At 61.6% G+C, this 24649-nt stretch carries 23 protein-coding genes and 1 tRNA gene; 14 read left to right on the top strand and 10 right to left on the bottom strand.

What is annotated here, in order from left to right; genetic code table 11:
- The first annotated feature begins 212 nt into the window (after window positions 1-212).
- From CAY53_RS02790 to gpmI, 8 genes are all read left to right on the top strand, one after another.
- The gene (locus CAY53_RS02790; protein ID WP_104935834.1) at window positions 213-1004 is read left to right on the top strand and encodes a ParA family protein; all 792 of its coding nucleotides are present in this window, start codon (window positions 213-215) and stop codon (window positions 1002-1004) included.
- On the top strand, window positions 1001-1879 hold the full coding sequence (locus CAY53_RS02785; RefSeq protein WP_104935833.1) for a ParB/RepB/Spo0J family partition protein: 879 nt from the start codon (window positions 1001-1003) through the stop codon (window positions 1877-1879). Before CAY53_RS02790 ends, CAY53_RS02785 begins: the two co-directional genes overlap by 4 nt.
- A gap of 104 nt (window positions 1880-1983) precedes the next feature.
- Window positions 1984-3105 carry an NAD(P)/FAD-dependent oxidoreductase gene (locus tag CAY53_RS02780; protein WP_104935832.1) on the top strand — a complete coding sequence of 374 codons (1122 nt, stop codon included), beginning with the start codon at window positions 1984-1986 and terminating at the stop codon, window positions 3103-3105.
- Window positions 3098-3397 (top strand): hypothetical protein, encoded by a 300-nt coding sequence (locus CAY53_RS02775; protein WP_104935831.1) that lies wholly within the window; start codon window positions 3098-3100, stop codon window positions 3395-3397. The genes CAY53_RS02780 and CAY53_RS02775 overlap by 8 nt, the downstream gene beginning before the upstream one ends.
- A gap of 112 nt (window positions 3398-3509) precedes the next feature.
- A complete protein-coding gene (locus CAY53_RS02770) occupies window positions 3510-5093 on the top strand; it encodes a tetratricopeptide repeat protein (RefSeq protein ID WP_104935830.1) in 1584 nt (527 codons plus the stop codon).
- 139 nt (window positions 5094-5232) lie between these two features.
- Window positions 5233-7728, top strand: coding sequence for a DNA topoisomerase III (locus tag CAY53_RS02765; RefSeq protein ID WP_104935829.1), 2496 nt, complete (start codon window positions 5233-5235; stop codon window positions 7726-7728).
- Window positions 7729-7743: 15 nt separating this feature from the next.
- On the top strand, window positions 7744-8151 hold the full coding sequence (rsfS, locus tag CAY53_RS02760) for a ribosome silencing factor (RefSeq protein ID WP_104935828.1): 408 nt from the start codon (window positions 7744-7746) through the stop codon (window positions 8149-8151).
- Entirely contained in the window at window positions 8148-9701 is a 1554-nt protein-coding gene (gene gpmI, locus CAY53_RS02755; RefSeq protein ID WP_104935827.1) for a 2,3-bisphosphoglycerate-independent phosphoglycerate mutase, read from the top strand. Before rsfS ends, gpmI begins: the two co-directional genes overlap by 4 nt.
- 110 nt (window positions 9702-9811) lie before the next feature.
- On the opposite strand, the gene glyS is transcribed toward gpmI, so the two are convergent.
- From glyS to nrfH, 10 genes are all read right to left on the bottom strand, one after another.
- A complete protein-coding gene (glyS, locus tag CAY53_RS02750; protein WP_245874855.1) occupies window positions 9812-11920 on the bottom strand; it encodes a glycine--tRNA ligase subunit beta in 2109 nt (702 codons plus the stop codon).
- A gap of 104 nt (window positions 11921-12024) precedes the next feature.
- Window positions 12025-12771 (bottom strand): GTP cyclohydrolase, FolE2/MptA family, encoded by a 747-nt coding sequence (locus CAY53_RS02745; RefSeq protein ID WP_104935826.1) that lies wholly within the window; start codon window positions 12769-12771, stop codon window positions 12025-12027.
- A gap of 10 nt (window positions 12772-12781) precedes the next feature.
- A complete protein-coding gene (locus CAY53_RS02740; protein WP_017866392.1) occupies window positions 12782-13138 on the bottom strand; it encodes a response regulator in 357 nt (118 codons plus the stop codon).
- A 9-nt stretch (window positions 13139-13147) separates the two neighbouring features.
- The gene (gene galT / locus CAY53_RS02735) at window positions 13148-14152 is read right to left on the bottom strand and encodes a galactose-1-phosphate uridylyltransferase (protein ID WP_104935825.1); all 1005 of its coding nucleotides are present in this window, start codon (window positions 14150-14152) and stop codon (window positions 13148-13150) included.
- Between the two features lie 3 nt (window positions 14153-14155).
- A complete protein-coding gene (dksA, locus tag CAY53_RS02730; RefSeq protein ID WP_281261042.1) occupies window positions 14156-14518 on the bottom strand; it encodes an RNA polymerase-binding protein DksA in 363 nt (120 codons plus the stop codon).
- Between the two features lie 162 nt (window positions 14519-14680).
- Window positions 14681-15835: a molecular chaperone DnaJ gene (dnaJ, locus tag CAY53_RS02725; protein WP_104935823.1), complete on the bottom strand. Its 1155-nt coding sequence runs from the start codon at window positions 15833-15835 to the stop codon at window positions 14681-14683.
- A gap of 5 nt (window positions 15836-15840) precedes the next feature.
- Window positions 15841-16116: a DNA-directed RNA polymerase subunit omega gene (gene rpoZ, locus CAY53_RS02720; RefSeq protein ID WP_017866388.1), complete on the bottom strand. Its 276-nt coding sequence runs from the start codon at window positions 16114-16116 to the stop codon at window positions 15841-15843.
- Window positions 16117-16254: 138 nt separating this feature from the next.
- Complete coding sequence (locus CAY53_RS02715; protein ID WP_104935822.1) at window positions 16255-17562, bottom strand: adenylosuccinate synthase; 1308 nt, start codon at window positions 17560-17562, stop codon at window positions 16255-16257.
- A 222-nt stretch (window positions 17563-17784) separates the two neighbouring features.
- On the bottom strand, window positions 17785-19395 hold the full coding sequence (gene nrfA / locus CAY53_RS02710; protein ID WP_104935821.1) for an ammonia-forming cytochrome c nitrite reductase: 1611 nt from the start codon (window positions 19393-19395) through the stop codon (window positions 17785-17787).
- A gap of 17 nt (window positions 19396-19412) precedes the next feature.
- Window positions 19413-19949 carry a cytochrome c nitrite reductase small subunit gene (gene nrfH / locus CAY53_RS02705; RefSeq protein ID WP_245874854.1) on the bottom strand — a complete coding sequence of 179 codons (537 nt, stop codon included), beginning with the start codon at window positions 19947-19949 and terminating at the stop codon, window positions 19413-19415.
- Window positions 19950-20161: 212 nt separating this feature from the next.
- On the opposite strand from nrfH, the gene CAY53_RS02700 reads away from it, so the two are divergent.
- From CAY53_RS02700 to trxA, 6 genes are all read left to right on the top strand, one after another.
- The gene (locus CAY53_RS02700; RefSeq protein WP_017866385.1) at window positions 20162-20815 is read left to right on the top strand and encodes a Crp/Fnr family transcriptional regulator; all 654 of its coding nucleotides are present in this window, start codon (window positions 20162-20164) and stop codon (window positions 20813-20815) included.
- Window positions 20816-21090: 275 nt separating this feature from the next.
- Window positions 21091-22377 (top strand): bifunctional folylpolyglutamate synthase/dihydrofolate synthase, encoded by a 1287-nt coding sequence (locus tag CAY53_RS02695; protein ID WP_104935820.1) that lies wholly within the window; start codon window positions 21091-21093, stop codon window positions 22375-22377.
- Window positions 22374-22700, top strand: coding sequence for an HNH endonuclease (locus tag CAY53_RS02690; RefSeq protein ID WP_017866383.1), 327 nt, complete (start codon window positions 22374-22376; stop codon window positions 22698-22700). Before CAY53_RS02695 ends, CAY53_RS02690 begins: the two co-directional genes overlap by 4 nt.
- Before the next feature lie 45 nt (window positions 22701-22745).
- Window positions 22746-23981, top strand: coding sequence for a metallophosphoesterase (locus tag CAY53_RS02685; RefSeq protein WP_104935819.1), 1236 nt, complete (start codon window positions 22746-22748; stop codon window positions 23979-23981).
- Window positions 23982-24148: 167 nt separating this feature from the next.
- Window positions 24149-24225: transfer RNA gene (locus CAY53_RS02680), tRNA-Arg, on the top strand.
- Between the two features lie 77 nt (window positions 24226-24302).
- A complete protein-coding gene (trxA, locus tag CAY53_RS02675; RefSeq protein ID WP_104935818.1) occupies window positions 24303-24632 on the top strand; it encodes a thioredoxin in 330 nt (109 codons plus the stop codon).
- Window positions 24633-24649: the final 17 nt, after the last annotated feature.

The raw sequence follows: 24649 nt of genomic DNA, 5'->3' as shown, positions 1-24649 counted from the left end.
TGCACCTTTTGTGATATGAGGGGAGCTCAGTGTTTCACGTGAAACATTGCTGGCAAAGAGATGTTCTCGTCGGCAGGATAATGGTGTATTATGCGGCCGGACTTTGGCGGAGAACATGTTTCGTGACACAGTGGCGCCGGAGCATCGCCTGCGAAACGGCACCCGTTCGTATAGCTCATACCACTGTGTCAGCAGGAGGAAAAGGAATTTCCGTGAATGCAAAAATTGTGGCCCTGGCCAACCAGAAAGGCGGCGTGGGCAAGACCACCTCGGCCCTGAACCTTGCGGCTGCAGTGGCCCTGCGTAAAAAGAGGGTCTTGCTGGTGGATTCCGATCCGCAGGCCAATGCCTCCAGTGGCGCCGGTATCAGGGTGGACGCACAAAAAAATATCTACCACTGCTACCTGGGCGCCCAGGATGCGGCACAGTGTGTCGTGGACAGTCAGGTGGAAAATTTCCGGATTCTGCCTGCATCCATTGATCTGGTGGGTGCCGAGGTGGAACTGCATGGGACCGAGCAGCAGGAGAAGCACCTGAAGCGGGTGCTCCGTCCATTGAAAACGGATTATGACTATATCTTCATCGACTGCCCGCCCTCCCTGGGCATTCTGACCATTAACTGCCTGACGGCTGCCGATTCCATTATCATTCCCATGCAGTGCGAATACTTTGCCATGGAGGGTCTGGCTCTGCTGGTGCAGACCGTGCGCAGGGTGAAAAAAAATTTCAACCGTGATCTCTATATCGAGGGCCTGCTGCTCACCATGTATGACCGGCGCAACAAGCTGACCTTCTCGGTAGCCAAGGAAATCCAGCGGTATTTCGGCAACCAGGTATATGAAACCGCCATTCCGAGAAACGTGCGACTCAGCGAGAGCCCGAGCCACGGCAAAACCATTCACGAATACGACCCGACAAGTGCAGGGGCAGAAGCCTACAGGCGGCTGGCCAAAGAATTTCTGCAGCGCAACGCGCAGCAGAGAGAGGAGGGAACGAGCAAGTGAGCGATAAAGCAGTTCTGGGGCGCGGGGTTGCGGCTCTGCTGTCCAATGCCGATGAAGCCGAGCGGGAAGATCGATATTTTCTTTGTGATATCGATAAGATACAGGCGAATCCCAATCAGCCCCGCGTTTTTTTCGATGCAGAGAAACTGCAGGAACTGGCCGCCTCCATCCGCGAAAAGGGGGTCATTCAGCCCCTGCTGGTGACCAGAGGCCCCGGAAATCAATACACTTTGATAGCCGGTGAACGCCGTTTGCGGGCCGCTAAACTGGCGGAGCTGGAGGAAGTGCCGGTGATCCTCCTGGACAGGGCCGGCCAGGACGAGAGTCTGGAACTGGCCTTGATTGAAAATATCCAGCGGCAGGACCTGAACCCCATAGAAGAGGCCCAGGCCTACGCCCGGCTCATGGAGGACTTTCAGCTCACCCAGGAAGAAGTGGGACGCAAGGTGGGGCGGCAACGTTCCACAATCGCCAATGCCCTGCGTTTATTGGCCCTGCCCTCTGCCATTCAGCAGGATGTGGCCATGGGCGCACTCAGCGAAGGCCATGCCCGCGTCCTCCTGCGTGTCAAGGACGACACGGAAAGACTGCAGAGCGTGCGCGACAAAATTCTGAACGAAGGGCTGTCCGTGCGTGCGGCCGAACGGCTCTGTGCGCGTCACCCGGGCCTGCCCACAAAAAACGCCTCCAGCGGCAGCGCCACGGCGGTTCAGGCTGGCTTGCCTGCGTCATATTGCCAGGATTTGAGCATCCAACTGGCCAACCATCTGCACAGCCGGATACGTATCGTGCAGCAGGGTCAACGCGGCAGACTGGAAATTGAATACTACTCCCGAGACGATCTCGACCGCCTGGTTGGACTCATCCTGGAATAGCCAGACCTGCTGGTTTTTTTCGGAGACCCGGTTCATGACAAGAGGTCCTTGCCACTTGCCGGACAGGGCTTTGCGTCCCCGGATTTTTTCATTTTTGTGACGCCATGAGCAGATTTTCCGGAGATTTTGCGGCTCCCCTGCCCAAGCGGGCAGATGTGGTGATTGTCGGCGGCGGTCCGGGCGGCCTGACCTGCGCGGAGCGCTTGGCCCAAAAGGGGGTGGGGGTGCTGCTTCTGGAACGGAAAAGCGCCTTTGGCCACAAGGTCTGCGCAGGCGGCGTCACGAGCCAGGGCCTGCTGCCCCGCGTGCCGACGGAGCTTCTGGAACGCGTTTTTTCCGAGCAGCATCTGATCAGCCCACGGCAGCGGATCGTGGTGCGCGACCCGAAAGCGGCTCCCATTGTCGCCACCCTGAGCCGTCGGCGACTGGGCCAATGGATGGCCAGACAGGCAGCAGAGGCCGGTGCGCAACTGAGAGGCGGAGCACAGGTGTTGGCCGTGGAGCCGGGCCGCGTGACCGTGCGCGCCGCAGGCGGGGTACAGGTCATAGGCTGCGAGCATGTGGTTGGCGCGGACGGCGCCCGTTCTCTGCTGCGCCGGACTCTGGGCCTGCCTTCCAGGCTTTTTCTGGGTCTGAACGCCCGGCTGCCTTTGGTGCTTCCGCGCATGGAATGGCACCTGGCGCCCAGACTCTTTGGCGCTGGTTATGCCTGGATTTTTCCACACAGGGACACAAGCTCTGTGGGGGCACTGGCAGATGCCGGCCGGATGGGCGCTGCCTGCCTGCGGCAGCATCTGGCGCATTGGGCCGCCGGCCAGGGGCTGGCCACTGAGGGTGTTGCCTGGCAGGCCGGCTTTATCAATGCCGCGTACTGCGGCCTGTGTTTTGGCCGGCAGTGGCTGGTAGGGGATGCGGCCGGGCTGGCTTCGCCCCTGACCGGAGAAGGCATCTTTCCGGCATTTGCAAGTGGAGAGGCGGTTGCGGAGATGATTGTGAGCCGACAAAGCATGACGCCTGCGCTGGCCGCCCTGATACAAGGTCAGCGTCGCCACTGGAGGATTTTGGACTGGTCGGGCCGGAATCCGCTGTTGACCGGCATGTTGGCGGAAGTGCTGCTCCTGCTGCTGCGCCTGCGTGTGCTGGATTTTCACCAGCTCGAAATGTCCGCGCTGCAGCGGCGAAACATGAGCCGACCGAGGGGCCCCGCGCCTGCGCTTCATGACTGAATCCAGCGGGCATATTGCATCTGGGGCCGGGTGCCGCAAAAAAAGAAAAATCTGGCTTCTGAACCTGCTCTTCCTGCTGGCGGGTGCGGGCATTCTGTTCCTGCTCTGGCTGGCCCCTCCGGCCTCCACGCCGGCCATGCCCAAAGACGAGCACCATGCGCCCTACCAGACCGGGTCCAAAAGGGCCGCGGAAAAACACTGCCAGGAATGCCACGGGCCGGAAATGTCCAATCCCCTGCCCAAGCAGCATCCACCGCCGTACCGCTGCCTCTTTTGCCACCGCAGGGCTTGAAAGGTACTGAGACTTGAGGCTTGTTCTTTGGCCGGAAGGTGAATAAGATAGGAACGGCTTCCGGGGCCTTGAGAGCGCCCTGATTGCAGCAAAATCACCAGAAAGGTGCGGCATGGCAAAACAGCATACACTCAGGCACGGCTTTTTCTGCGCGGCGGCCCTGGCCGCGCTGGTTCTGACCGCCTGCGGCGGCCAGGATACCCGCGTGGTGCAGAGCGGGCCCCCGATCCAGTCCGGCAACACGCCCTCTCCAAAGATTCCCCGGCCCGATCTGATTCAGCCGGCCCTGAATACCATCTCCAGCCGCATTCGCTCCTATGAGGCCAGGCTGGGTGAAATCAAGGCGATCGAAAACAGCCCATCCTCCATGATGATTCCCCACGGGCAGATGGAGCGGCTCTCCAGATGCAAGTCCGAACTGCTGGACATTCTGACCGGCTATGATTCCCTGCAGAAGCGGCTGACCCGGGAAAGCGACCTGGACATGGCCCAGAACATAGCGAACAACATGCTCCAGCAGGTGAATCAGCAGGACATGCAGTTTCTGGAAGGCGATTGCGGCCGCCTGCTCTCGGACCTGAAAAACGGCAGCTACCAGACGACCCCAAACCAGATGGCCCCGCCCCCCAGCGCCTCCCTGTCGCCGGCAGCCGCCCCGGACCCACAGATTCAAGCTGCCTTTGACTCGGGCGACTACCCCAGGGTCATTACCCTCTACAATCAGAACTGGGCGGGTACGGGCCGGCAGCCGGCAGCGGCGACCTCTTTGCAGTACAGCCGGGCGCTGTTGAAGAATTACCAGTTTGAAGAGGCCCAGAACCAGCTTGCGGCTCTGGACGCGGCGCTGGGCCAGCAGAACGACCCGCTGGCGGCGGAGGTCCTGCGCGTTCTGGGTGATCTGGCCTTTGGCAACGGCAACTATCAGGCTGCGCAGCAGTACTACGGCAGGCTGGCGCACCTGCCGTCCGGCCAGAGCGATTCCTGGTCGCAGCGGCAGTTGGCCGTACTGCAGCAGCAGACGGCCAGCGGTGATGAGCTGGCAGCCTATACCGTGCTCGTGCACAGTTACCTGGCCTACAACCCCGCACGTGACGGCAATGCGGTGGCCACCCAGGCGGAGAAGTTTCTGAACGACTATCCGGCCTCCCGTCTGGTGGCCAACGTGAACGACATCATCAAAAACACCCGCAGGGATACGGCTGGCCCGCTCGATGCCAACGCTGCCCCGGCTGTGCCGGGCGCCCCGTCGCCCGATGCGCCCGCGGGCGGGAGCGGCGCGCCGCAGGCCCCAAGTCCTGCGCCGCTCAGCGCCGAACAGATTGCGGCCCGGGAGCAGGCGCTGAAGGAGCAGTATGAACATGGCGTGGCCCAGATGAGCGGCAGCGACTATGACGGTGCGATCCAGACCTTCAATTCGCTGTTGGGCAGCAGCTTCAACCAGCAGGCCAGGGAACGCATCAGGGAAGCGGCGACCATGGCTGGCGATGTCAAGCGGGCGCAGGCGGCCGAGCTGTTCGTGCAGGCCATGCAGACGGGCAATATCGGGACTCGCAAGCAACTGCTGCTGTCTTCCCGCCAGTTGCTTTTGGATGTGCGGAACAACTATCCCGAGGCAGGGCTGGGCAGCAAGGTGGAGCGCAATCTGGACAGTGTGGAAAAGGCTCTGAGAGCGATTGATCCCAGCCTGCTGCGCTGAACCGCCGGTGCGGCCCGGAGTTGACAAAGGCGCCGCATCCGTTTACTTCTGTCGCCCACCGCCTTCCGGATGGCCTGGAAAACGGTGGGCACGTCCGTTTCAGGCCTGTGACACATGTGCGCAAAACGCGCTTTTTTGTATGGGAAAGACCTTGATCATTGCGGAAAAACCCAGTGTGGCGGCCGATATTGTGCGCTGCCTGCCGGGCAGGTTCACCAAAACCAAAACCCACTACGAGGGCGAGGGCCATATTGTGTCCTTTGCGCTGGGTCATCTGGTCACCATCGCCTACCCGGAAGACATTGACCCGGCTCTGCAGAAATGGAGTTTTGACAATCTGCCGATTCTGCCCAGCGAATTTCCCCTGGCCGTGCTGCCGGACACCAAAACCCAGTTCAACGCCCTGAAAAAGCTCATCAAAAGCAGGGAGGTGGATGTCATTGTCAATGCCTGCGATGCCGGCCGGGAAGGTGAACTGATTTTCAAATACATCCTGAAGGAGGCCCTGGGCGGCAAGAGCCCGAACAAGGGCATCCGCCGGCTCTGGCTCCAGTCCATGACCCGGGAGGCCATCCGCAGCGGCCTGGAGCAGTTGCGCGACAATCAAGAGATGCAGCCGCTGGAGGACACGGCCCTTTGCCGCTCCGAAGCCGACTGGTTGATCGGCATCAACGCCACCAGAGCGCTCACCTGCTACAATTCCCGCTTCGGCGGCTTCCGGAAAACACCCTGCGGCCGGGTGCAGACCCCCACGCTGTCCATGCTGGTGCGGCGGGAGCGGGAACGCCGCGCCTTTGTGCCCCGCACCTTTTGGGAACTGCGCGGCCATTTTTCCTGTGGCCCTGTGAGCTATGAGGGGCTCTGGATCGACCCGGCTTTCGAGAAGGATGAGCAGAATCCGCAGGCCCGCAAGAGCCGCATCTGGCAGAAGGACAGGGCCCTGGCCATTGTCCGGCGGTGCAGCGGGCAGCCGGCGACGGTCACGGAGAGCAGCAAGAAGAGCAGCCAGAGTGCGCCCGCGCTCTACGATCTGACTTCGCTGCAGCGCGAGGCCAACAACCGCTTCGGCTTTTCCGCCAAGAATACGCTGGCCCTTGCCCAGAGCCTCTACGAACGCCACAAGCTCTTGACCTACCCCCGCACCGACAGCCGCTTTTTGCCGGAAGACTACCTGGGTACTGTCAAAAAAACCGTGGAGAGCCAGTGCGGCTGGCACTTCGCTGCCTTTGCGAACGAGGCGCTGGCCAAAGGCTACCTGAAATTTGACCGCCGCATCTTCAACAATAAAAAGATCAGCGATCACTTTGCCATCATCCCCACCGCCCATGTGCCCGGCAGCCTGAGTGAAGCGGAGCTGAAGCTCTATCAGTTGGTGGTGCAGCGCTTTCTGGCCGTCTTTTTCCCGCCGGCCGTGTATTTGAACACGACTAGGCTTTCCCTGGTGGCTGGCGAGCATTTTCTGACCGAAGGCAGGATTCTGGTCGAGCCGGGCTGGCGCGCCATTTACGGGAAAAGCGGCGCCGGCGAGGATGCGGAGCAGGAGCTGCAGGCCTTGCCGAAAGGCGAGGCGATCCAGTGCGGGGACATAGAGCTGGCAGAGCAGGAGACCAAGCCGCCGCCCCGCTATACCGAAGCCACGCTGCTCTCCGCCATGGAGCATTCCGGGAAGCTGGTAGACGACGAGGAACTGGCCGAAGCCATGAAGGAGCGGGGGCTGGGCACGCCTGCCACCAGAGCGGCCATTATTGAAAAGCTTTTGAACGAAAAATACGTGGTGCGGGAGCAGCGCGATCTGGCGCCCACGGGCAAGGCTTTTGAACTCATAAGCCTCCTGGAAGCGCGGGAGATTGACGTCTTGGCCTCGCCCGAGCTCACCGGGGAGTGGGAGTACAAGCTGAACCAGATCCTGAAAGGCGCCATGACCCGCCCCCAGTTCATGGAGGAAATCCGCCGGATGACGAGCGCAATTGTGGCGCGCGTCAAGGCCGGGCCGAGAAACGAGGCGCCGGAGGCCGGCTTTTCGCCGATTGGGGGCAGCCGGTTTTTCGAACGCTCCGATGCCTACGAGTCAGAAGACAAAAAGCTGGTCATCCGCAAGGTCCTGGGCGGCCGTGTCATGCGGGAAGAGGAAATAGCGGCGCTTATCCGGGGCGAGACCCTGGGGCCTTTCGACGATTTCCGCTCCAAGCGCGGCAAACCCTTCACCGCATCCCTCCGACTCCAGAACAGCAAGGTGGACTTTCTCTTTGCCGGCGCGGTGGCCGAGGACGACCTGGACGCCATCCGCGCTCAGGAGCCAGTGGGCGTCTCGCCCGTAGACGGTACCCCGGTCTTTGAAACGCCTGCCGCCTATCTCTCCGACTCGGCCCTTGCCGGCGACGACAGGAACGGGCTGCGCATCGCCAAGATCATCCTGGGCCGGAACCTGGAGCGGGAGCAGATTGCGGCACTGCTGGCCACCGGCAGAACGCCCCTGATCAGGGGCTTTATCTCCAAACGAAAAAAGCCCTTTGACGCCTACCTGCTGCTCGACGGCAAGGGCAGGATATCCTTTGAATTTCCGCCCCGGGAGCGCCAGCCCCGTGCGGCGGGCAAAACAGCCCTGGCCCAAAAGGCCGAAACCGCCAAAAGCTGAAGAAAAGACGAGAAGATGCGACAGTTGAAACAGGAGTGCAGAAACCTGGATGGCCGGGCGCTCGCCGCTGCCTGCGTGCGTATTGCGGAAGAGGCCAAGGCCGAGGATCTGGTGGTTCTGGATGTGCGCGGCCTGGCCAGCTTCACCGACTACTTTCTGATCATGAGCGGCCGTTCGACCCGGCACGTGCAGGGCCTGGCCGGGGCGATCGAAGAGGCTTTGAGCGCCAAACGCGCCAATGCCAGAAGCAGCGAGGGACTGAACGAGGGCCTGTGGGTGCTGCTGGATCTGGGCGATGTGGTGGTGCACGTTTTTTATCACGAGCAGCGCAAATTCTATGACCTGGAAGGCCTGTGGCACGATTCGCCCCGCCTGGACGCCACCGCGCTGCTGGCTGAAGCCAGCCAGGGAGAGCTGCCATGACCAGCACACCGGTTCTCCTGATCATTATGGACGGCTGGGGCCTTGCGCCGGATGGCCCGGGCAACGCTCCTTTTCTGGCGAAAACGCCCGCTCTGGATGAGCTGCGCCGCGAGTTTCCGGCCACACGGATCACGGCCCACAACGGTGCTGTCGGTTTGCCCGAAGGCCAGATGGGCAACTCCGAGGTCGGCCATCTGAACATCGGCGCAGGCCGGGTCGTGTACCAGGACTTCACGCGCATCAACAAGGCCATTGCGGATGGCTCCTTTGCCACGAATCCGGTCCTGAACCGGCTCTTTGACACCGTGGCCTCGGCAGGAGGACGGCTGCACCTCTGCGGCCTCTTGTCCGATGGCGGCGTGCATTCCCATATCAGGCACCTGGAGGCGCTGCTGAAACTGGGCGCGCAGAAAAAGGTGCCGGTCTTCATCCACTGCTTCATGGATGGCCGTGACACGCCTCCGGAGAGCGGCAAGGGCTATATGGAAGCGCTCGTGGCCATCATCGGGAGCACTGGCTGCGGTACGGTTGCGAGTATCACCGGCCGCTACTGGGCCATGGACCGGGACAGGCGCTGGGAGCGGGTCGAGCAGGCCTGGAAAGCCCTGATGCAGGGCGAGGGTGTGGCGGCGGCAGATCCGGTGCAGGCCGTGGCCGATGCCTACAGCCGGGGTGAGAGCGACGAGTTCATCAAGCCGATTGTGCTGCGCCGGGCTGGGCAGCCAGTGGCCACCATCCAGGACGGCGACAGTCTGCTCTGCTTCAACTTCCGGGCCGATCGGGTACGGCAACTCTGCCATGCCCTGCATGATGCGGACTTTGCCGGCTTTGACGTCAGCGCCCGGCCCAGACTCAGGCAACTCGTCACCATGACCGAATACGAGGCGGATTTCCCTTTCCCCGTGGCTTTCCCGCCCCAGAGCCTGCAGCAGATCCTGGGCGAGATCGTGAGCAATAAGGGGCTCAGGCAGCTCCGCATTGCAGAGACCGAGAAGTACGCCCATGTCACCTATTTTTTCAACGGCGGCCGGGAAGAGCCCTATGCCCGGGAGGAGCGGGTGCTCGTGCACTCGCCGCGTGATGTGGCGACCTATGACCTGAAGCCGCAGATGAGTGCCGAGGAGATCACGGACAGGCTGCTCCTCAAGGTGGCGCAGGCGGAAGAGGAAGGCGCGCCCTATGATCTGATCGTGCTCAACTTTGCCAATGGCGATATGGTGGGCCATACCGGCGTCTTGCCGGCAGCCATCAGGGCCTGCGAAACCGTGGACTCCTGCGTGGGCCGGATCTGGGAATTTCTGCGCGGACGCGGCTGGACCATGCTGGTGACTGCCGATCACGGCAACTGCGAAGTCATGATCGACAGGGATGGCGGCCCGCACACAGCCCATACCACCAACCCGGTACCCTTCATCGTGGCGGCGGACAGCCTGAAGGGTGCAAAGCTCCGGGAGGGCGGCGCGCTCCGGGACATTGCGCCCACGGTGCTCCACCTGATGGGGCTTCCCAAGCCGCCTGAAATGGATGGCGACAACCTCTTGCCGGATTGAGCCGCACAAAAAAGCCCCGCCAGGTTCTGGCGGGGCTTTTTTGTGCTCAGGAACAGGGCGAAGCAGCGCTTCGGCCTGCGCCCGTCTTCACAGGTGCAGCGAAGCTTCTTTCATGGCTTTTGCTCTTCTTTCACACTCATGCGGGAAATATCCGCCACCTCCAGCATCATGGCCAGGAGGGCGGTGAGCAGGTTCAGGCGGTTCTGGCGCTGGGCCGGGTCGCTGGCCATGACCATGACCTGATCGAAGAAGCGGTCAAGCGGTTCCTTGATGAGGAGCATGGCGGCCAGAGCTTCGTGGTACCGGGCCCGTTCGAGGAGCGGCCGGCTCGCCTCCTGCGCTTGGCCCAGGGCGGCAAAGAGTGCCTTTTCCGCCTCTTCCACAAAGCACTCGGGCCGGATTTCCGTATTCCGGTTATCCTTCACAATATTCCTGATACGCTTGAAGGATGCGGTCAGGATACGGAAATTCTCTTCGCCACGGAAGGCCAGGAGCGCTTCAATGCGCTGCATGCAGTCGCAGATGTCGTCGAAGCGGGGGGCAGTGGCGGCCTCAACCACCTCCTGCGGCCGTCCTTCGGCAATCTGTTCGTTTTCGAAGCGGAGCCGGATAAAGGCCAGCACGTCGTCCACAGTCTTTTCGCCAGCCTTCTGCACTGCCGCGACCCCGCTGTACAGGGCCAGCGCCTTTTCTGCCAGGGCTCGCAGCGAAAGCGCCAGATGCTGTCTGCGGATCACGCTGACCAGACCCAGCGCCTGCCGTCTCAGCCCCAGGGCATCCTTGTTGCCGGTCGGTTTTTCGCCCACCGCAAAGCAGCCCACCAAGGTATCCATGCGGTCAGCCAGACTCACGATGGCTCCGGCGAGCGAGGCCGGCGCGGCGCCACCGGCGTGCAGCGGCAGGTAATGCTCCTCTATGGCCTGGGCCACGGCCGGGGACTCTCCATCGTGCAGTGCATAGACCCGGCCCATGACGCCCTGCAGCTCCGGGAACTCGCCCACCATGCTGGTGAGCAGGTCTGCCTTGGCCAGATGCGCGGCCCGCCGCACGGTGTCGCTCAGTTCCGGCGCCAGCCTGTCGGCCAGAAAGCCGGCAAGCGCCACGATGCGTGCCGACTTGGCCTGCATGGTGCCGAGTTTCTGGTGGAACACAATGCCGTCCAGACGCTGGCAATGGCTCTCCATTTTTGCCTTCCGGTCTTCGTTGAAGAAGAAAAGTGCATCCTCAAGCCGGGCGCGCAGTACCCGTTCGTGGCCGCTGACCGCAAGGCTGCGGTCTTCGATGCGGGTATTGTTGACCGCCACAAAATACGGCAGGAGAGCCCCCTTGCCATCCTTGACCGGAAAATATTTCTGGTTCTCCCGCATGGAGGTGATGATGGCCTCAGCCGGCACCTGCAGGAATTTTTCATCGAAATGGCCGCAGATGGGATAGGGGTATTCCACCAGATTGCTCACCGTGGCCAAAAGCCCTTCGTGGAGCTCTGCCTGCGCATCCGCCACCGGCACCTGCTCGGCCACGGCCTTTTTGACGCCCGCAACGACCATTTCACGCCGCCTGCCGGGGAGCGGCAGCACAAAGCGCTGCGGCAGGGCCTGCAGATAGTCGTCAACACCGGTGACAGCGAAAGCCTGCGGGGCGTGGAAGCGGTGGCCGTAGCTCAAATTGCCGCAGGGGATCTGCTCGATCGCAAGCGGCACGATCTCGCCGCCGTAGAGCGCCAGAAACCACTCGATGGGGCGGGCAAAGGTCAAGGTGGTGCTGGCCCAGCGCATGGATTTTGGGAACACGGTTTCGCGAACCAGCGACTCCAGCAAGCCAGGCAGGAGTGTTTTCGTCGCCTCACCCCTGATGTCTTCCACAGCCATGAAGTACGGGCCCTTCGGGGTATCCACGATTTCGAGCGCTTCCGGATCCAGCCCGTGGGAACGGGCAAAACCTGCGGCCGCCCTGGTCAGATGGCCGTTGGCGTCCAGCCCCGCGGCTTTGGATGGGCCGATGTATTCCCTTTTCCGGTCCGGCTGCTGGTCCTGCAGGGCGCGGATGACCAGCGTCAGCCGCCTTGGGGTGCCAAAGGTTTCCATACCTGTAAAGCTCAGGCCCAGTTCGTTCAGCCGGGCGGCTGACCGTGCCGCCATGCTCGCCAGAGCCGGCTCGATATAGCCGGAGGGCAGCTCTTCAACGCCGATTTCAAATAAAAGTTCACGCAGTTCGCTCATGACGGCACACAGGAAAAAGTTGGAGACCAAAAACCGGATCAACTGCTCGGGGCTGTTACGATTATGCCCCCTGCCGCCTGCTGGCAGGGAAAGCGGCCGGCCTTTTACACGTTCAGGTCGCTGATCGGCATCTCCGGCCCTGACCCAAAAAGGGAGAGGGCGTGAACGGGCTGGACCGCCTCCGGTGGATCGGGCCATTCGCGCACGGCAAAGGCAAGGTGGTCGAGTCCCTGTTTGGTGACCTGGACCCGGAACCAGATCAGCGCCCCAGTGGCCGAGAGCGCCGCTGCTATGGCAGAACTGGCCCGCTCCACGGAAAAGGCCCCGCCCGGATCTGCCAGCGCAGCCTCGACAGTCTCAATCAGATCCTCAATCCAGAAGAGCTGCCGCATCCGCACCGCCACCACGGCCATGGCCCCGCCGCCAGGGGCGACAGCCACCGGCACCCGCACTTCTGCCACCAGTTCCAGCCTGTCGGCCAGCGTGCCGAAGAGCCGGCATTCGTAACGCACAAGCTGTTTTCCCCCACTTTGGTCCGGAACGAAAAAGTAGGGAAAGGCCATTTCCAGATGGGCGGCTCCGGCATCGAGACGCTCCTTCATCTCTTCCAGAATGCGCTGATAGGCGGACAGGGTAAAACGCTCGTGAAAGCCGTTCAAGATCTCCACGAAACGGCTCATATGCGTGCCCTTGAACTGGTGCGGCAAATTGACGGACATGGCCACCGTGGCCACGGTCTTCTGGCCCCGGTGCGCCTTGTCCAGCACAATGACCGGGTAGCTCAGCCCGCGGATGCCCACCTTGCGGATATTGATGCGCCTGCTGTCACACTGGTTCTGGATGTCTTTCATGGTGGCCGGCTCAGGCCAGAAGCCGGCGGACGGTTTCCTTCAGCTCGTCGATGTCGTAGGATTTGACGATGTAGGCATCGGAAGCCCAGGCGCCCAGGTCCTGCTTGAACTCCTGGTAGGCCGAATTGAGGATCACCGGCACATCGGGCCGCTGTTCCTTCATGCGCCGCAGCACCTCGATGCCGTTCGGCCCCGGCATGTTGATGTCCAGGATGACCAGATCCGGGGGATCTTCGGTAAAGGCGGCCAGGCCCTCCTCGCCGTTGTAGGCGCTTGCCACCGTGTAGCCCGCATCGACAAATTCCTCGTTGTACAACATCTGGATGGCGGGTTCGTCATCGATGATCAGGATTTTTTTCGGTGGCATAGGCCCTCCTTAAAGATGAACCGCCTTCAGACAGGCGCAACTCTGCTCCGGTGGCATGGGGTTGATGTAGAAGCCCGTACCCCGCTCGAATCCCGCTATGGAGGTCAGGGCCGGCAGAATCTCGAAATGCCAGTGGTAGTGTTCGAGCGCTTCACTGCGGAGCGGTTGGGTGTGCAGCAGGAAATTATAGGAAACATCGGGAATGCAGCCGTCAAGACGGCGCATGGATTCGGAAAAAATGGCCGCGAGCGAGGACAGCCGGGACTCGGGCAGGTCGATGTAGGAAGAGCTGTGCTCCTTGGGCAGAATCCACAGCTCAAAGGGCGAGCGCGGGGCAAAGGGCGTCAGGGTGACAAAGTGCTCGTTCTGGCAGACCACGCGGATGTTCTGCTGCAGTTCCTGCCGGATGATGTCGCAGTAGATGCAGCGGTCCTTGTAGCGGAAATAGGAAAGCGCGCCGGCCAGCTCGGCATCGGTCATCCGGGGCAGGACCGGCAGGGCGATGAGCTGGGTATGGGAGTGTTCGAGAGAGGCCCCGGCAGCGCAGCCGTAATTCTTGAAGACAAGCACGTAGTTGAAACGCCGGTCCTGCGAAAGATCGCGGATCCGGCTCTGATAGGCCGCAAAGGACAACTGTATCTCGTCGGGCGGCAGATCGACGAAGCGGGTGTTATGGTCCGGGGTGTCAATGATGACCTCGTGCGCACCGATGCCGTTCATGCGGTCGTAGAGGCCTTCCGCCTGCTTGTCCAGATTGCCTTCGATGATCAGGGCCGGAAACTTGTTCGGCACCACCCTGAGCTTCCAGCCGGGGCTGTCTGCCGGGGCCCCGCCGTCACGGCCGTAAACCAGCACCTCGTGCGGCGTGGTGTGCTCGTTGCCAGGACAGAGGGGGCAAAAGCCCCCCATTGTCCGGGCTTTGTCCGGAATCAAGAAATCCGAGGGCCGTTTGCCCCGTTCCTGGGAGATGATGATCCAGCGGCCAAGGATAGGGTCTTTGCGCAGTTCGGGCATGGATCAGCGCCCCTGTTCTTTTTCCCGCTTTTCCTGCCGGGTTTTACAATCGATGCACAACTCGGTCACCGGGCGGGCCTCCAGCCGCTGCCGGGAAATCTGCCGGCCGCAGCTTTTGCAGATGCCGAAGGTGCCGTCGCCGATCCGTTTGAGCGCCGCGTCAATCTTGGAACCCAGCTTGCGGTCACGTTCGCGCAGGCGCAACTCGAAGCTCAGGTCGGTTTCCAGACTGGCCCGGTCGTTGGGATCGGGAATGTTGCCGGCAGGGGCGTTCAGCGTGTCCAGGGTTCGGTCGACTCCGGCATTGATCGATGCCTTCATATCTTCCAGCAGTCTTTTAAAACTCAGCAATTCTTCGTTGGTCATGACCATTCTCCTTCTCCTGCGGGATCCAGGCATAGGCCCAGGTGTGCAGGAAACGATGCCTGGGACGATGTGCCTGTTCTGTTCACGCACACCATAAATGATCCCGTCGGCCTCGGCAACGGCAATGCCGCTTGCCGAGGGCGCTGCCAACCCGGCATGGCACTAGTTCTGTGCCTTTTGCTTTTTACCGCTTTTGGGGTTTGGCTTCTGGCCCAGACCCTGAAAAAGACGGCCAAAGAAGCCACTTTCCTCCTGTTCCGGCTTGGCGTCCCTGCTCAACTCGGCAAAGCGCCGCAGCAGCTCGCGCTGCTCGTCGCTCAGCTTTGTAGGCGTTTTGACCCGCACCTCGACCAGCATATCGCCCCTGCCGCCGCGCAGGCCGGGCACACCCTCGCCCTGCAGGGTGAAACGGTCGCCGGACTGGGCGCCTGGCGGAATTTCCAGTTTGCTGGTGCCGTGAATGGTCGGCACATCCACGGTACAGCCCAGAGCGGCGTTGACCATGGCCAGCGGCAGCTCCAGAAATATGGTCTGGCCTTCCCGCTGAAAATGCTCGTGGGGCTCGACATGCAGCACCACATACAGATCGCCCGAGGGCCCCCCGCGGCGTCCGCCCTCGCCCTCGCCGGAAAGCCGCATTCTGGAGCCATCGTCCACCCCGGCCGGGATATGCAGCTTCACGGTCTTGGTCTTGCGCACCAGCCCGGAACCGCCGCAATCCTGACAGGGCTGGGCAATGACCTGACCCGTGCCGCCGCAGTGCGGACAGGGGGAGCTGACCTGAAAAAAACCCTGGGAGCGGAGAATCTGGCCTCTGCCGTGACAGGCCGGGCAGGTCTGGGGCTTGTAACCGGGCCGGGCGCCCGTGCCTTCGCAGGTCCAGCAGGTTTCGCGCCGGACGATTTCTATATCACGGTCTATGCCGTGCACCGCATCCATGAAGGAAATGCGCAGATCGTAGCGCAGATCCGCACCCTGCACCGGCACATTGGGATCGCGCCGCCGGCCGCCGCCAAAACCGAAGATATCGCCGAAGAGGTCGTTGATGTGCGAGAAAATGTCTGCATTGCCGCCCGGCCCTCCGTAGCCGCTGTTCTGCAGGCCTTCCTTGCCATAGGTGTCGTAGATACGGCGTTTTTCCGGATCGCTCAGCACCTCGTAGGCCTCGGCCGCCTCCTTGAAATGCAGCTCCGCTTCGGGATCGCCGGGATTCCGGTCGGGGTGATACTTCATGGCCATCTTGCGATAGGCCTTTTTAATGACTTCGGCGGTGGCCGTCTTCCCGACCTCGAGAATTTCGTAATACGTCTGGCTCATCACATTCAAGCGGTCGGGGCCTGCTGTTTGGCGTCCTCTTCGGAAGCGGCCTCGGTCTTTTTGTCTTTCTTCAGCTTCGCAGCCAAAGTCTGAATATTGTCGACCCGTACCTTGCCGGCTGCCACTTCACGCAGGGTCATGACCACTTCCCGGTTTTTGTCCTTCACCAGATAGGGTTCGCCCTTGCGGTGCTGGCGAATCCGCTCCACCACCAGATGAATCAGTTGAAAGCGGTTGCCATTCACACTGTCCAGACAATCTTCCACGGTAATACGTGCCATTTTTCCTCCCCGGAAACCGCTCGGGCCGGTTTCCGTTCAATGTTCTGGGTCCAGCCGCAAAAGTACGCCAAAGCGCCGCTGGCTCATATCTCGCCCGCCCTGCTGAATAAGCATTCCTGCCTCTTTGGCAAGCAGGTTTCAGACAGGCTCAAAAGGGTTCTTCAACATAATGGTGGCCTCCCGGTCCGCTCCGACCGAGACCATGGCCGGGCTGACTTCGCTCAAATCTTCGAGCCGCTTCAGATAGTCGCGGGCCGCTGCCGGCAAATCGGCCAGTTCGCGCACGCCGGAAATGTCTTCGTCCCAGCCGGGCAAGCTTTCATAAAAGGCTTTTGCCTGTGCCGCCTTTCTGATGTTTTCCGGCATCCGCTCATAGCGTTCGCCCGCCACCTCATAATGACTGGCCAGTTGCAGCGTCTTCAGGCCCGTGAGCACGTCCAGTTTGGTGATGGCCAGACCGGTCAGTCCGTTCAGGCGCACGGCATCCCGCACCACCACGGTGTCAAACCAGCCGCAACGGCGGCGCCGACCGGTGGTCGCTCCGAATTCGTGGCCTTGCGTCTGCAGATGGGCGCCGATGGCGTCCTCTTCCGGCAGTTCGGTGGGGAAGGGCCCGCCGCCGACCCGCGTGGTATAGGCCTTGGCAATGCCGATGACGGCATCCACATGCACCGGGCCGAAACCGCTGCCCGTGCAGGCGCCGCCGGCCACGGTGTTGGATGAGGTGACAAAGGGATAGGTGCCGTTGTCCACATCGAGCTGGGTGCCCTGCGCGCCTTCGAAGAGAATGTGCCGGCCGGCCTTGCGAGCCTGGTCCAGCAGCACAGAGGCATTGCCGACAAAGGGCGCCAGGCGCTCGCCCAGGGGCTCGAACTCGGCGGCAATGGCCCCGGCATCCAGACTCTTCTGTCCGTAGAGTTTGGTGAGCATGAAATTCTTTTCTTCCAGCGCTGCGGCCAGCTTGTCGCGGAACAAGGGCATGTCCAGGAGATCGCCCACCTTCAGGCCCACGCGTCCGACCTTGTCCATGTAGCAGGGGCCGATGCCGCGACCAGTGGTGCCGATTTTTTTGCCGGAAGAGAGCGCCCCCTCCCTAGCCTGATCCAGCAGGCGGTGGTAGGGCATGATGAGGTGGGCGCCCGAGCTGATGAGCAGTCGCTTCGGATCGACCTGCAGGCCCTGCGCTGCAAGATCGTCCAGTTCGCCCAGCAACACGGCCGCGTCCACCACCACGCCGTTGCCGATGACACAGACTTTGTCTTCGTACAGAATGCCGGAGGGCACGAGGTGAAACACATATTTTTTTCCGTCCACCACAAGGGTGTGGCCGGCATTGTTGCCGCCTTGGTAGCGAACCACATAATCGGCATAGCGGGTCAACAGATCGACCACCTTGCCTTTGCCCTCATCTCCCCACTGCGCCCCAACAACGACTACACTGGCCATGGATGCCTCCCGATTGACACGAAAACAGCCCGCGCATGCAGCATGGCGGGCCTCAAATGGAATGGGTGATCATAGCAAAATACCGAAAAAAGGGAAAGCTTCGATTTTCGACCTCTCCTGTTCACGACAAAAGCGAACAGGCTCCGCTGCGGAGGCAGCGAAGCCTGGGTCCAGCCAGATTTTGGGGCAGGCCTTTATGCAGCCTGGGGCCCCACGTGCCGATTACAGCTTTTCCGTGGCCTGCCTGTCGGGAGTCTGCTCCCCGGCAGCCTTGGTCTCCATGGGCGCCTTTTCCGTGGATCCGTCCTCCGCAGGCACCGGCCAGGCGGAAATGAAGGGGATCATATCCTGTTCGCCCTGCGGGTCAAAGACCCCCTTTTTCTTGGCCTCGTTGAACCATTCCTTGCGGACCGTATTGAGAAAGCGGGTCTTTTCCCGGCTTTCCTTGAGCAGGTCAATGCCAGCAAGGGCCTGGGCCTTTTCCTTGGTGGAGAAATCGGGCGCCACGTAATCGCCAGCGCCGTATTTGGCCAGAATGGCCCGCAACTTGATACGCGCCTCCTGGCCGTAGTGGGTAGCGTCGGCAACGATGCGCAGCATTTCCTCAGGGGCATGGAAGAAGGAGCCATGGGAGGCCAGGGCAAAATCCCAGCGCCACTGGCCCTTGCGGATGTCCATGAGCGCGGGCCGCATTTCCTCTTCGCTTGCCCCCAGTTCCCAGGCCTTCTGCGCCTCGAGATGGGCGGTGGCGATGCTCACCGTGGCCTGTTTGGCCAGCTCGTATTTTCGCTCCAGTTTCCGCTTGATGATGGCGCGAAAACCCTCTTCGCTGTCATGATGGCAGTTCAGGCAGGTATTGCCTATGCTGTCCAGCGGATTGCCCAGAATTTGATGGCTGGTATACTTCACACCCCCTTCGCGTACATAGGGCATATGACAGTCGGCGCAGGCCAGACCACGTTTGAAGTGGATGCTGGTGCGGAAAAGCTCGTAGTCCGGGTGCTGGGCCTTGAGGATGGGCGCCTTGCTGAGTTTGTGGGTGTAATCGGTGAAGCCGATTTCATCGTAATACTGCTCGATCGCCTCCACGGAAAGCCCCTTGTCCCAGGGCAGGGTGTTGACTTTGGCCACCTTCTTCTCGCCGTTTTTGTCCGTCCATTCCGTGGGCTTGAAGTAGTACTCGATATGGCATTGGGCGCAGACCAGGGAGCGCATATCCTGCTGGGTGGCCTCGTCGTACTTGAGGATGCCGCTGGCATCCACGGCGCGTTTCAGATGGGGCCGCGTGGTGACCAGCTTCATGGTCTTGGGATCGTGGCAGTCGGCGCAACCCACCGGATTGACCACTTCGCTGCCGTACTTGTCCCAGGTGCCGGTGAAGAATTCCAGCTCGCCGTCCCGGGCGATCAGCCGGGACACATCCGGCCCCTTGCAGGTCCAGCAGGCGGTCGGCTGGGGGCTGGGAATACCTTTGGCCGGATCGGGCGCGCCGGTACGCAGGGTGACCGCCTGATCCTCCAGCATGTAGTAGTGCCCGCGGGGCCGGCTGTAATCCTTGGAAAAGGCATAACCCGCCCAGTTGATGACCAGGCCCGGTTCCAGATCCCCCAAAACGTCTATGAAGGCGTCGCTTTTTTTGGTCTGCATGTAGGTGGAGTACTGGCGGGGATAATGCCTGCCCCATTCGGAAGAGCGCACCTCGAATGCTTTGATTTCCGGCGTGGCGGCGATTCTCGCCTGATCCGCCTTGTTTTCCCTGACGGACACGGTCAGAAGCAGCATGGCCACAATGGCGAGCACCGATACGGACGTCACAACCTGATATTTCTTCATATCGTTCCTCCCGGGGGTTATTTGATGTCCTGCTCAAGAAAGTTGTTCTGGGTAGCGGCCAGGTTGCGCATGCGCCCGTGAGGCACGCTGCGATGACATTCCCAGCAGCGGCGACCCGTTTGCACCGTGTCGTCCCGCTGCTTGGCGTACAGTGCGCTGTTGTCCAGCATCTGGGAAACCGCGCTCTCGTGGCAGCGAATGCAGTTGGCCTGAATGCGGCCCGCCGCATCGTCGGTCACGTGCAGGTTCATGCCGTAGTTTCTGAGCGTCATGGCCGTGGAGTGGCGCATGCCGTCACGGGCCTTGGCCATCCATTTGTTGACGAAGCCGTCGTTGGGCAGGTGGCAGTCGATGCAGACCGTGCCGTTCCGGTGGGAACTGTGCTGCCAGGTGGCGTACAGGGTGTTCATCGGATGACAGACGATACAGGCCTCCGACTCGTGCGACAGAAGCGTCAGCATTTTCGTTTCCCGCATCAGATTGAGAAAGACCAGAAGCGCTACCGCCACCGAACACATGGCGATCCAGGGCATGATCGTGCTCTTTTTTTTCATAGGCATTCCCCCCAGTTTGCTGAGCCCCGAACATCCGCTCTCCAGAGATCTTCCCGCCGCACAGCAGGGAATGTTCCGCTTGCTTCCAGGAAAAGCGCGACCATCCGGTGAGACAATGCTGGCGCTGTGGACAGAAAACAGGTACACCCTGATTGCCACATATACCCTATACAGGGGGAAAAAGCAGTTGCATTTGCAACAAGGGCCGCAAAATGAAAATTTCCGAATTACGGACGCGCTGCCGCCTGTTTGCAGGCATCGAGGCCGGCGAATTTGCTCCCGTGCTGCGCTGTCTGGCAGCGGTCCGTCGGAGCTGCTCCGACGGGGCCGCGATTTTCCGGGCCGGAGAGCGAAAGTTTTCCGTGGGCATTGTCCTTTCCGGCGGTGTGCGGATAGTGCACGAAGATTTCCGGGGCCGCCGGATGATCCTGGCCCAGGTGCCCGAGGGCGAACTCTTTGCCGAGGCCTTTGCCTGTGCCGGAATAGGGGCCCTGCCCTTTGACGTGGTCGCCTGCGGGCGCACGGAAGTGCTGTTGGCCGACTATGAGCGCATTGTCACCAGATGCTCCAACGCCTGTGCCGTCCATGCCCGGATAATTGCCAACATGGCCTGTATCCTCGCGGAAAAAAATGTGCATCTGGCCACGAAGATGCAATGCCTGTCGCTCCGCAGCACCCGCGACAGGCTCCTGGCCTTTCTGTCCTCCCGGCTCGACAAGGGCCGTGACACCGTGGAAATTCCCTTCAACCGGCAGGAGTTGGCCGACTACCTCAGTGTCGACCGCAGTGCCCTTTCCCGCGAGCTGGGCCTGATGCAAAAGGAGGGCCTGCTGCGCTTTCACAAAAACCGCTTTACCCTGCTATGAGGTGGCGGCAAGGGACAGCAACCTGTTGGAAAAGGGCAAAGCCTGTGGCCGCTTTTTTCGGCAGCGGCTCTGGCCGCCTTTCGGGCGCGTGTCCCGGGAAAATTGCTATACGCTGGGACAAGACTGTGCTACAATAACTAAATCTGTACTGTAATATATTGTTTTTATTTATTTTTTGTACGGCCACACCACCAGTGGCGTTTCGGGGGTCTCGCCCCCCTGTCCCACCATGTCTCTTTTGCTCAATCCGTAGTGACAGCCTTTTTTCTTTTCTGATGGACTATTCTGAATCCTGCGCGTACCTGGACAGCCTGCAGATGTTTCGCATCAAGCTGGGACTTGAGACCATGCGGCTGCTGCTGGCAGGTCTGGGCCATCCGGAACGGGGACTGGCCTGCATCCACATTGCCGGAACCAACGGCAAGGGCTCGGTGGGCAGTACATTGCGTTCGCTCTTTGGGGCGGCTGGCTGGCGTGCAGGCTTGTATTCCTCGCCACATCTGGTGAGTGTGCGGGAGCGTTTCGCCATCGGAGAGGAGCTCATCAGCGAAGCGGAATTCGCTGCCCTGATGACAGCGCTGCGCCGGGAGATCGCGGCGATTCCGGCCGGCCCGGAGCCCACCTGGTTTGAATGCGCGACCCTTGCGGCCTTCCGCTGGCTGGCCGAAAAGCAGGTGGACGTCGCCATCCTGGAAACCGGGCTGGGTGGCCGGCTGGATGCCACCAATGTGGTGCAGCCGCTCGTATCGATCATCACCGATATCAGTCGCGATCACGAGGCCTATTTGGGTGCGGACCTCAAAAGCATTGCCGCGGAAAAAGCGGGCATCATCAAGCCCGGGGTGCCGGTGGTCTGCTCCGGCCGAAACGGCGACAGCAGGGCAGTCATAGAAGCATGCTGTACACGGAACGCGAGCCCGCTCTACCTGTTCGGCCGTGATTTTTCGGCGGCAATGCGGCCCCATGGTCTGTATTATCGCGGCATTCACGGCCGGGAATTTCGGGATCTGCCGCTTGTGTTGCCGGGCGAGCATCAGGTCCTGAACGCGGCTTTGGCCCTGGCCGCGCTGGAACTCGTGGCTGGGCGCCTGCCGGTGGACGAAGCGGCCATCCGGCGCGGCATGGCGGCAGTGCACTGGCCGGGTCGCATGGAATACCTGCAGGCACGAGGCCGCCGCATTGTTCTGGATGGAGCGCACAACGAGGCGGGCGTGGCGGCCCTCTGTGCGGCGCTGGAGGCCCTGGAGGCAGGGCGCCGCATCGTGCTGATCTGGGGCAATATGGCGGACAAGAACATGGCGGCAGCGCGCAGCCGGCTCTTCGCGCTGGCCGGCAGCATCATTCTGACCCGGGCCGAAACCCTGCGCTCGGCCAGGCCCGGCGAGTTGCAGCAGGGGCTCGCTCCTGCCGAGCGGGCCAGAACCCGGGTAGTGGAGCCGGTGGCCGCGGCGCTGAACGCGGCCTTGGCGGATACCGGGCCGGAGGATTTGCTCTGCGTGGCTGGTTCCCTCTATTTGGTGGGCCAGGTGCGGTCACTGCTCAAGCCGGGGGCTGCGGTATGAACGAACAGGAAATGCTGCGGGCGCTCATGGGCATGAGCGAGCCGGACGAGGCGGAGCTCCGGCGGGAGCGCGACAAGGCCCGGCAACTGCGGAAGACCCGCTGGTGGCAGCAGAAAACTGCAAGCGGCGAGTGCTGGTACTGCGGCAAAAAGGTGGGCTACGCCAATTTGACCATGGACCACGTTGTGCCGCTTTCACGGGGCGGCCGCAGCACCAAAGACAACCTCGTCCCCTGCTGCAAGGACTGCAATACCAAAAAACAGAGCCTGCTGCCTGTGGAGTGGGCAAGCTACATGCAGCGACTCGACGGCAGGGGCGGGTGAGCACGGCCTGCAGCCTTCCCTTCCGACTGTTTCGTCTGATTCAATATGCTGACTCTTTTCTTCGCCATTCTGCTGCCGGCATGCTGGTTGGCCGGGCATGCGCTGTTGCGGCACGACTGGTCCTGGCCCCGGCGGATTGCCGCCATTCTGGGGCTGGCAGTGGTGTCGCAGGTGTATGCCATCGATTCGGCCCTGTTCCGCAACCTTGCCGGACCGGATATACCGGCCTGGCTCCTGACGCTGCAGATCTGGCTCTTTACCGCATTGATTCTGCTGTTCCTCTGGACCTTCTGTCTGGATGGCCTCCGCCTCTGTCGCTGGCTGTTTCGCCGCCTTGCGCCGCCAAACGCGAGCCATGCCGCTTTTTCGTCCAGCCGCCGCAGCTTCCTCAGGAAAAGCGGCACGCTGGTCTGTTCGTTCGTGCCGCCGGCCTTTTCCCTGGGTGCCTCGGCAGCCGGTCTGTACAAGGGCACGGAGGTGCCCTCCCTGCACCGGATGGTGCTTTTTCTGCCAGACCTGCCGTCGGAACTCGACGGTTTCAAAATCGCGCATCTGGCCGACATCCACGTGGGACCGCTGACCAGCATCAACTGGGTGCGGACGATTGTGGAGATAACCAATGCCACGGCCCCGGATGTGATCGCCCTGAGCGGCGATCTGGCGGACGGCCGCTGGGAATACCGGGTGGCCAGGGGCGGCAACCGCATCCAGGCGGCTTTGGAGTATGCGGGCCTGACAGCGAAACACGGGGTCTTTGCCTGTACCGGCAACCACGAATATTACAGCGATTATGCGGGCTGGATGCAGCTGTACCACAAGGTGGGCATCCGGGTTTTGCACAACGAGGGTCTGGTCCTGAAGCATGGCCGGGCCAGGCTGGTGCTGGCCGGTCTGGACGACCGCGCGGCCCGGCGCATAGGCCGGCAGCCGCTCGGGGTGGAACAGGTGTTTGCCGGCCTCCCGGGCAGAGCCGAGGGTGCAGTCCGCGTTCTGCTGGATCATGGTCCCAGACGCGCCCGTCGCAATGCCCGGGCCGGCATCGACCTGCAGCTCTCCGGCCACACGCATGGCGGCCAGTGCATCGGCATGGACAGGATCGTGCAGCAGGCGAACAGGGGCTTTGTCCGGGGTTGGTACCAGGTCGCAGACATGGCGCTCTATGTGACCAGCGGCGCCGGTCTGTGGGCGGGTTTTCCGGTGCGGATGGGAGTGCCAGCGGAAGTTGCGCTGATTACCCTGAGGCCAGGCAGCGGCAAGGCCCCCTGCTGGCAGGAGCTGTGAATGGGTCCCGTGTGCCTGACAAGCGGAAGCCCGGAATTGGACGGATGCATGGGGTGCCGCTTGCCACCACGGCAATCGTGCTTATGATGGCGGACACAGCCTGAGCCGCCTACAAAAAGCTGGTCATGGCTGCTGGCCTGTGGTATGAAAACGGCAATCAGATCTGTGGACGGGTAGCTCAGCTGGATAGAGCGTTGGCCTCCGAAGCCAAAGGTCGCGGGTTCAAATCCCGCCTCGTTCACCACAGGCATACAACTGTTGCGGTGTGCTGCACCGCCTGCATAACGATACTTGGGTTCAAGCGCTTCAGGGAGTGAAAACATGGCAAACGACAAGGTAGTGCACGTATCGGACAGCGAATTTGAAAACAAGGTGTTGGCGAGCCAATTGCCCTGTCTGGTGGATTTCTGGGCGCCCTGGTGCGGGCCATGCAAAAGTATCGGTCCAGTGGTCGAGGAGCTGGCGGCAGAGTATGACGGCAGGGCCGTGATCGCCAAGATGAACGTTGACGACAACCCGACCACACCCGGCAAGTTTGGCATCCGCGCCATTCCTACGCTCATCGTGTTTAAAAACGGCGAAGCGGTGGATCAGGTGACCGGCGCTGTCGGCAAGGCCCAGTTAAAGGCCATGATCGACAAGATTCTCTGATTCGGTTTTTTTATGCC

It is taken from the genome of Desulfobulbus oralis, from assembly GCF_002952055.1.
Taxonomy (GTDB): domain Bacteria; phylum Desulfobacterota; class Desulfobulbia; order Desulfobulbales; family Desulfobulbaceae; genus Desulfobulbus; species Desulfobulbus oralis.
This window is presented reverse-complemented; position numbering and strand designations above follow the sequence as displayed.

Bases quoted from the DNA above. Each gene is read 5' to 3' on its own strand.
- CAY53_RS02700 (WP_017866385.1), top strand. From the start codon at position 20,162: ATGAAAATTTCCGAATTACGGACGCGCTGCCGCCTGTTTGCAGGCATC.
- dnaJ (WP_104935823.1), bottom strand. From the start codon at position 15,835: ATGAGCCAGACGTATTACGAAATTCTCGAGGTCGGGAAGACGGCCACC.
- dksA (WP_281261042.1), bottom strand. From the start codon at position 14,518: ATGACCAACGAAGAATTGCTGAGTTTTAAAAGACTGCTGGAAGATATG.
- CAY53_RS02695 (WP_104935820.1), top strand. From the start codon at position 21,091: ATGGACTATTCTGAATCCTGCGCGTACCTGGACAGCCTGCAGATGTTT.
- trxA (WP_104935818.1), top strand. From the start codon at position 24,303: ATGGCAAACGACAAGGTAGTGCACGTATCGGACAGCGAATTTGAAAAC.
- CAY53_RS02690 (WP_017866383.1), top strand. From the start codon at position 22,374: ATGAACGAACAGGAAATGCTGCGGGCGCTCATGGGCATGAGCGAGCCG.
- CAY53_RS02775 (WP_104935831.1), top strand. From the start codon at position 3,098: ATGACTGAATCCAGCGGGCATATTGCATCTGGGGCCGGGTGCCGCAAA.
- CAY53_RS02715 (WP_104935822.1), bottom strand. From the start codon at position 17,562: ATGGCCAGTGTAGTCGTTGTTGGGGCGCAGTGGGGAGATGAGGGCAAA.
- CAY53_RS02765 (WP_104935829.1), top strand. From the start codon at position 5,233: ATGGGAAAGACCTTGATCATTGCGGAAAAACCCAGTGTGGCGGCCGAT.
- CAY53_RS02685 (WP_104935819.1), top strand. From the start codon at position 22,746: ATGCTGACTCTTTTCTTCGCCATTCTGCTGCCGGCATGCTGGTTGGCC.
- glyS (WP_245874855.1), bottom strand. From the start codon at position 11,920: ATGAGCGAACTGCGTGAACTTTTATTTGAAATCGGCGTTGAAGAGCTG.
- CAY53_RS02740 (WP_017866392.1), bottom strand. From the start codon at position 13,138: ATGCCACCGAAAAAAATCCTGATCATCGATGACGAACCCGCCATCCAG.
- rpoZ (WP_017866388.1), bottom strand. From the start codon at position 16,116: ATGGCACGTATTACCGTGGAAGATTGTCTGGACAGTGTGAATGGCAAC.
- gpmI (WP_104935827.1), top strand. From the start codon at position 8,148: ATGACCAGCACACCGGTTCTCCTGATCATTATGGACGGCTGGGGCCTT.
- CAY53_RS02745 (WP_104935826.1), bottom strand. From the start codon at position 12,771: ATGAAAGACATCCAGAACCAGTGTGACAGCAGGCGCATCAATATCCGC.
- CAY53_RS02770 (WP_104935830.1), top strand. From the start codon at position 3,510: ATGGCAAAACAGCATACACTCAGGCACGGCTTTTTCTGCGCGGCGGCC.
- rsfS (WP_104935828.1), top strand. From the start codon at position 7,744: ATGCGACAGTTGAAACAGGAGTGCAGAAACCTGGATGGCCGGGCGCTC.
- nrfA (WP_104935821.1), bottom strand. From the start codon at position 19,395: ATGAAGAAATATCAGGTTGTGACGTCCGTATCGGTGCTCGCCATTGTG.
- nrfH (WP_245874854.1), bottom strand. From the start codon at position 19,949: ATGAAAAAAAAGAGCACGATCATGCCCTGGATCGCCATGTGTTCGGTG.
- galT (WP_104935825.1), bottom strand. From the start codon at position 14,152: ATGCCCGAACTGCGCAAAGACCCTATCCTTGGCCGCTGGATCATCATC.
- CAY53_RS02780 (WP_104935832.1), top strand. From the start codon at position 1,984: ATGAGCAGATTTTCCGGAGATTTTGCGGCTCCCCTGCCCAAGCGGGCA.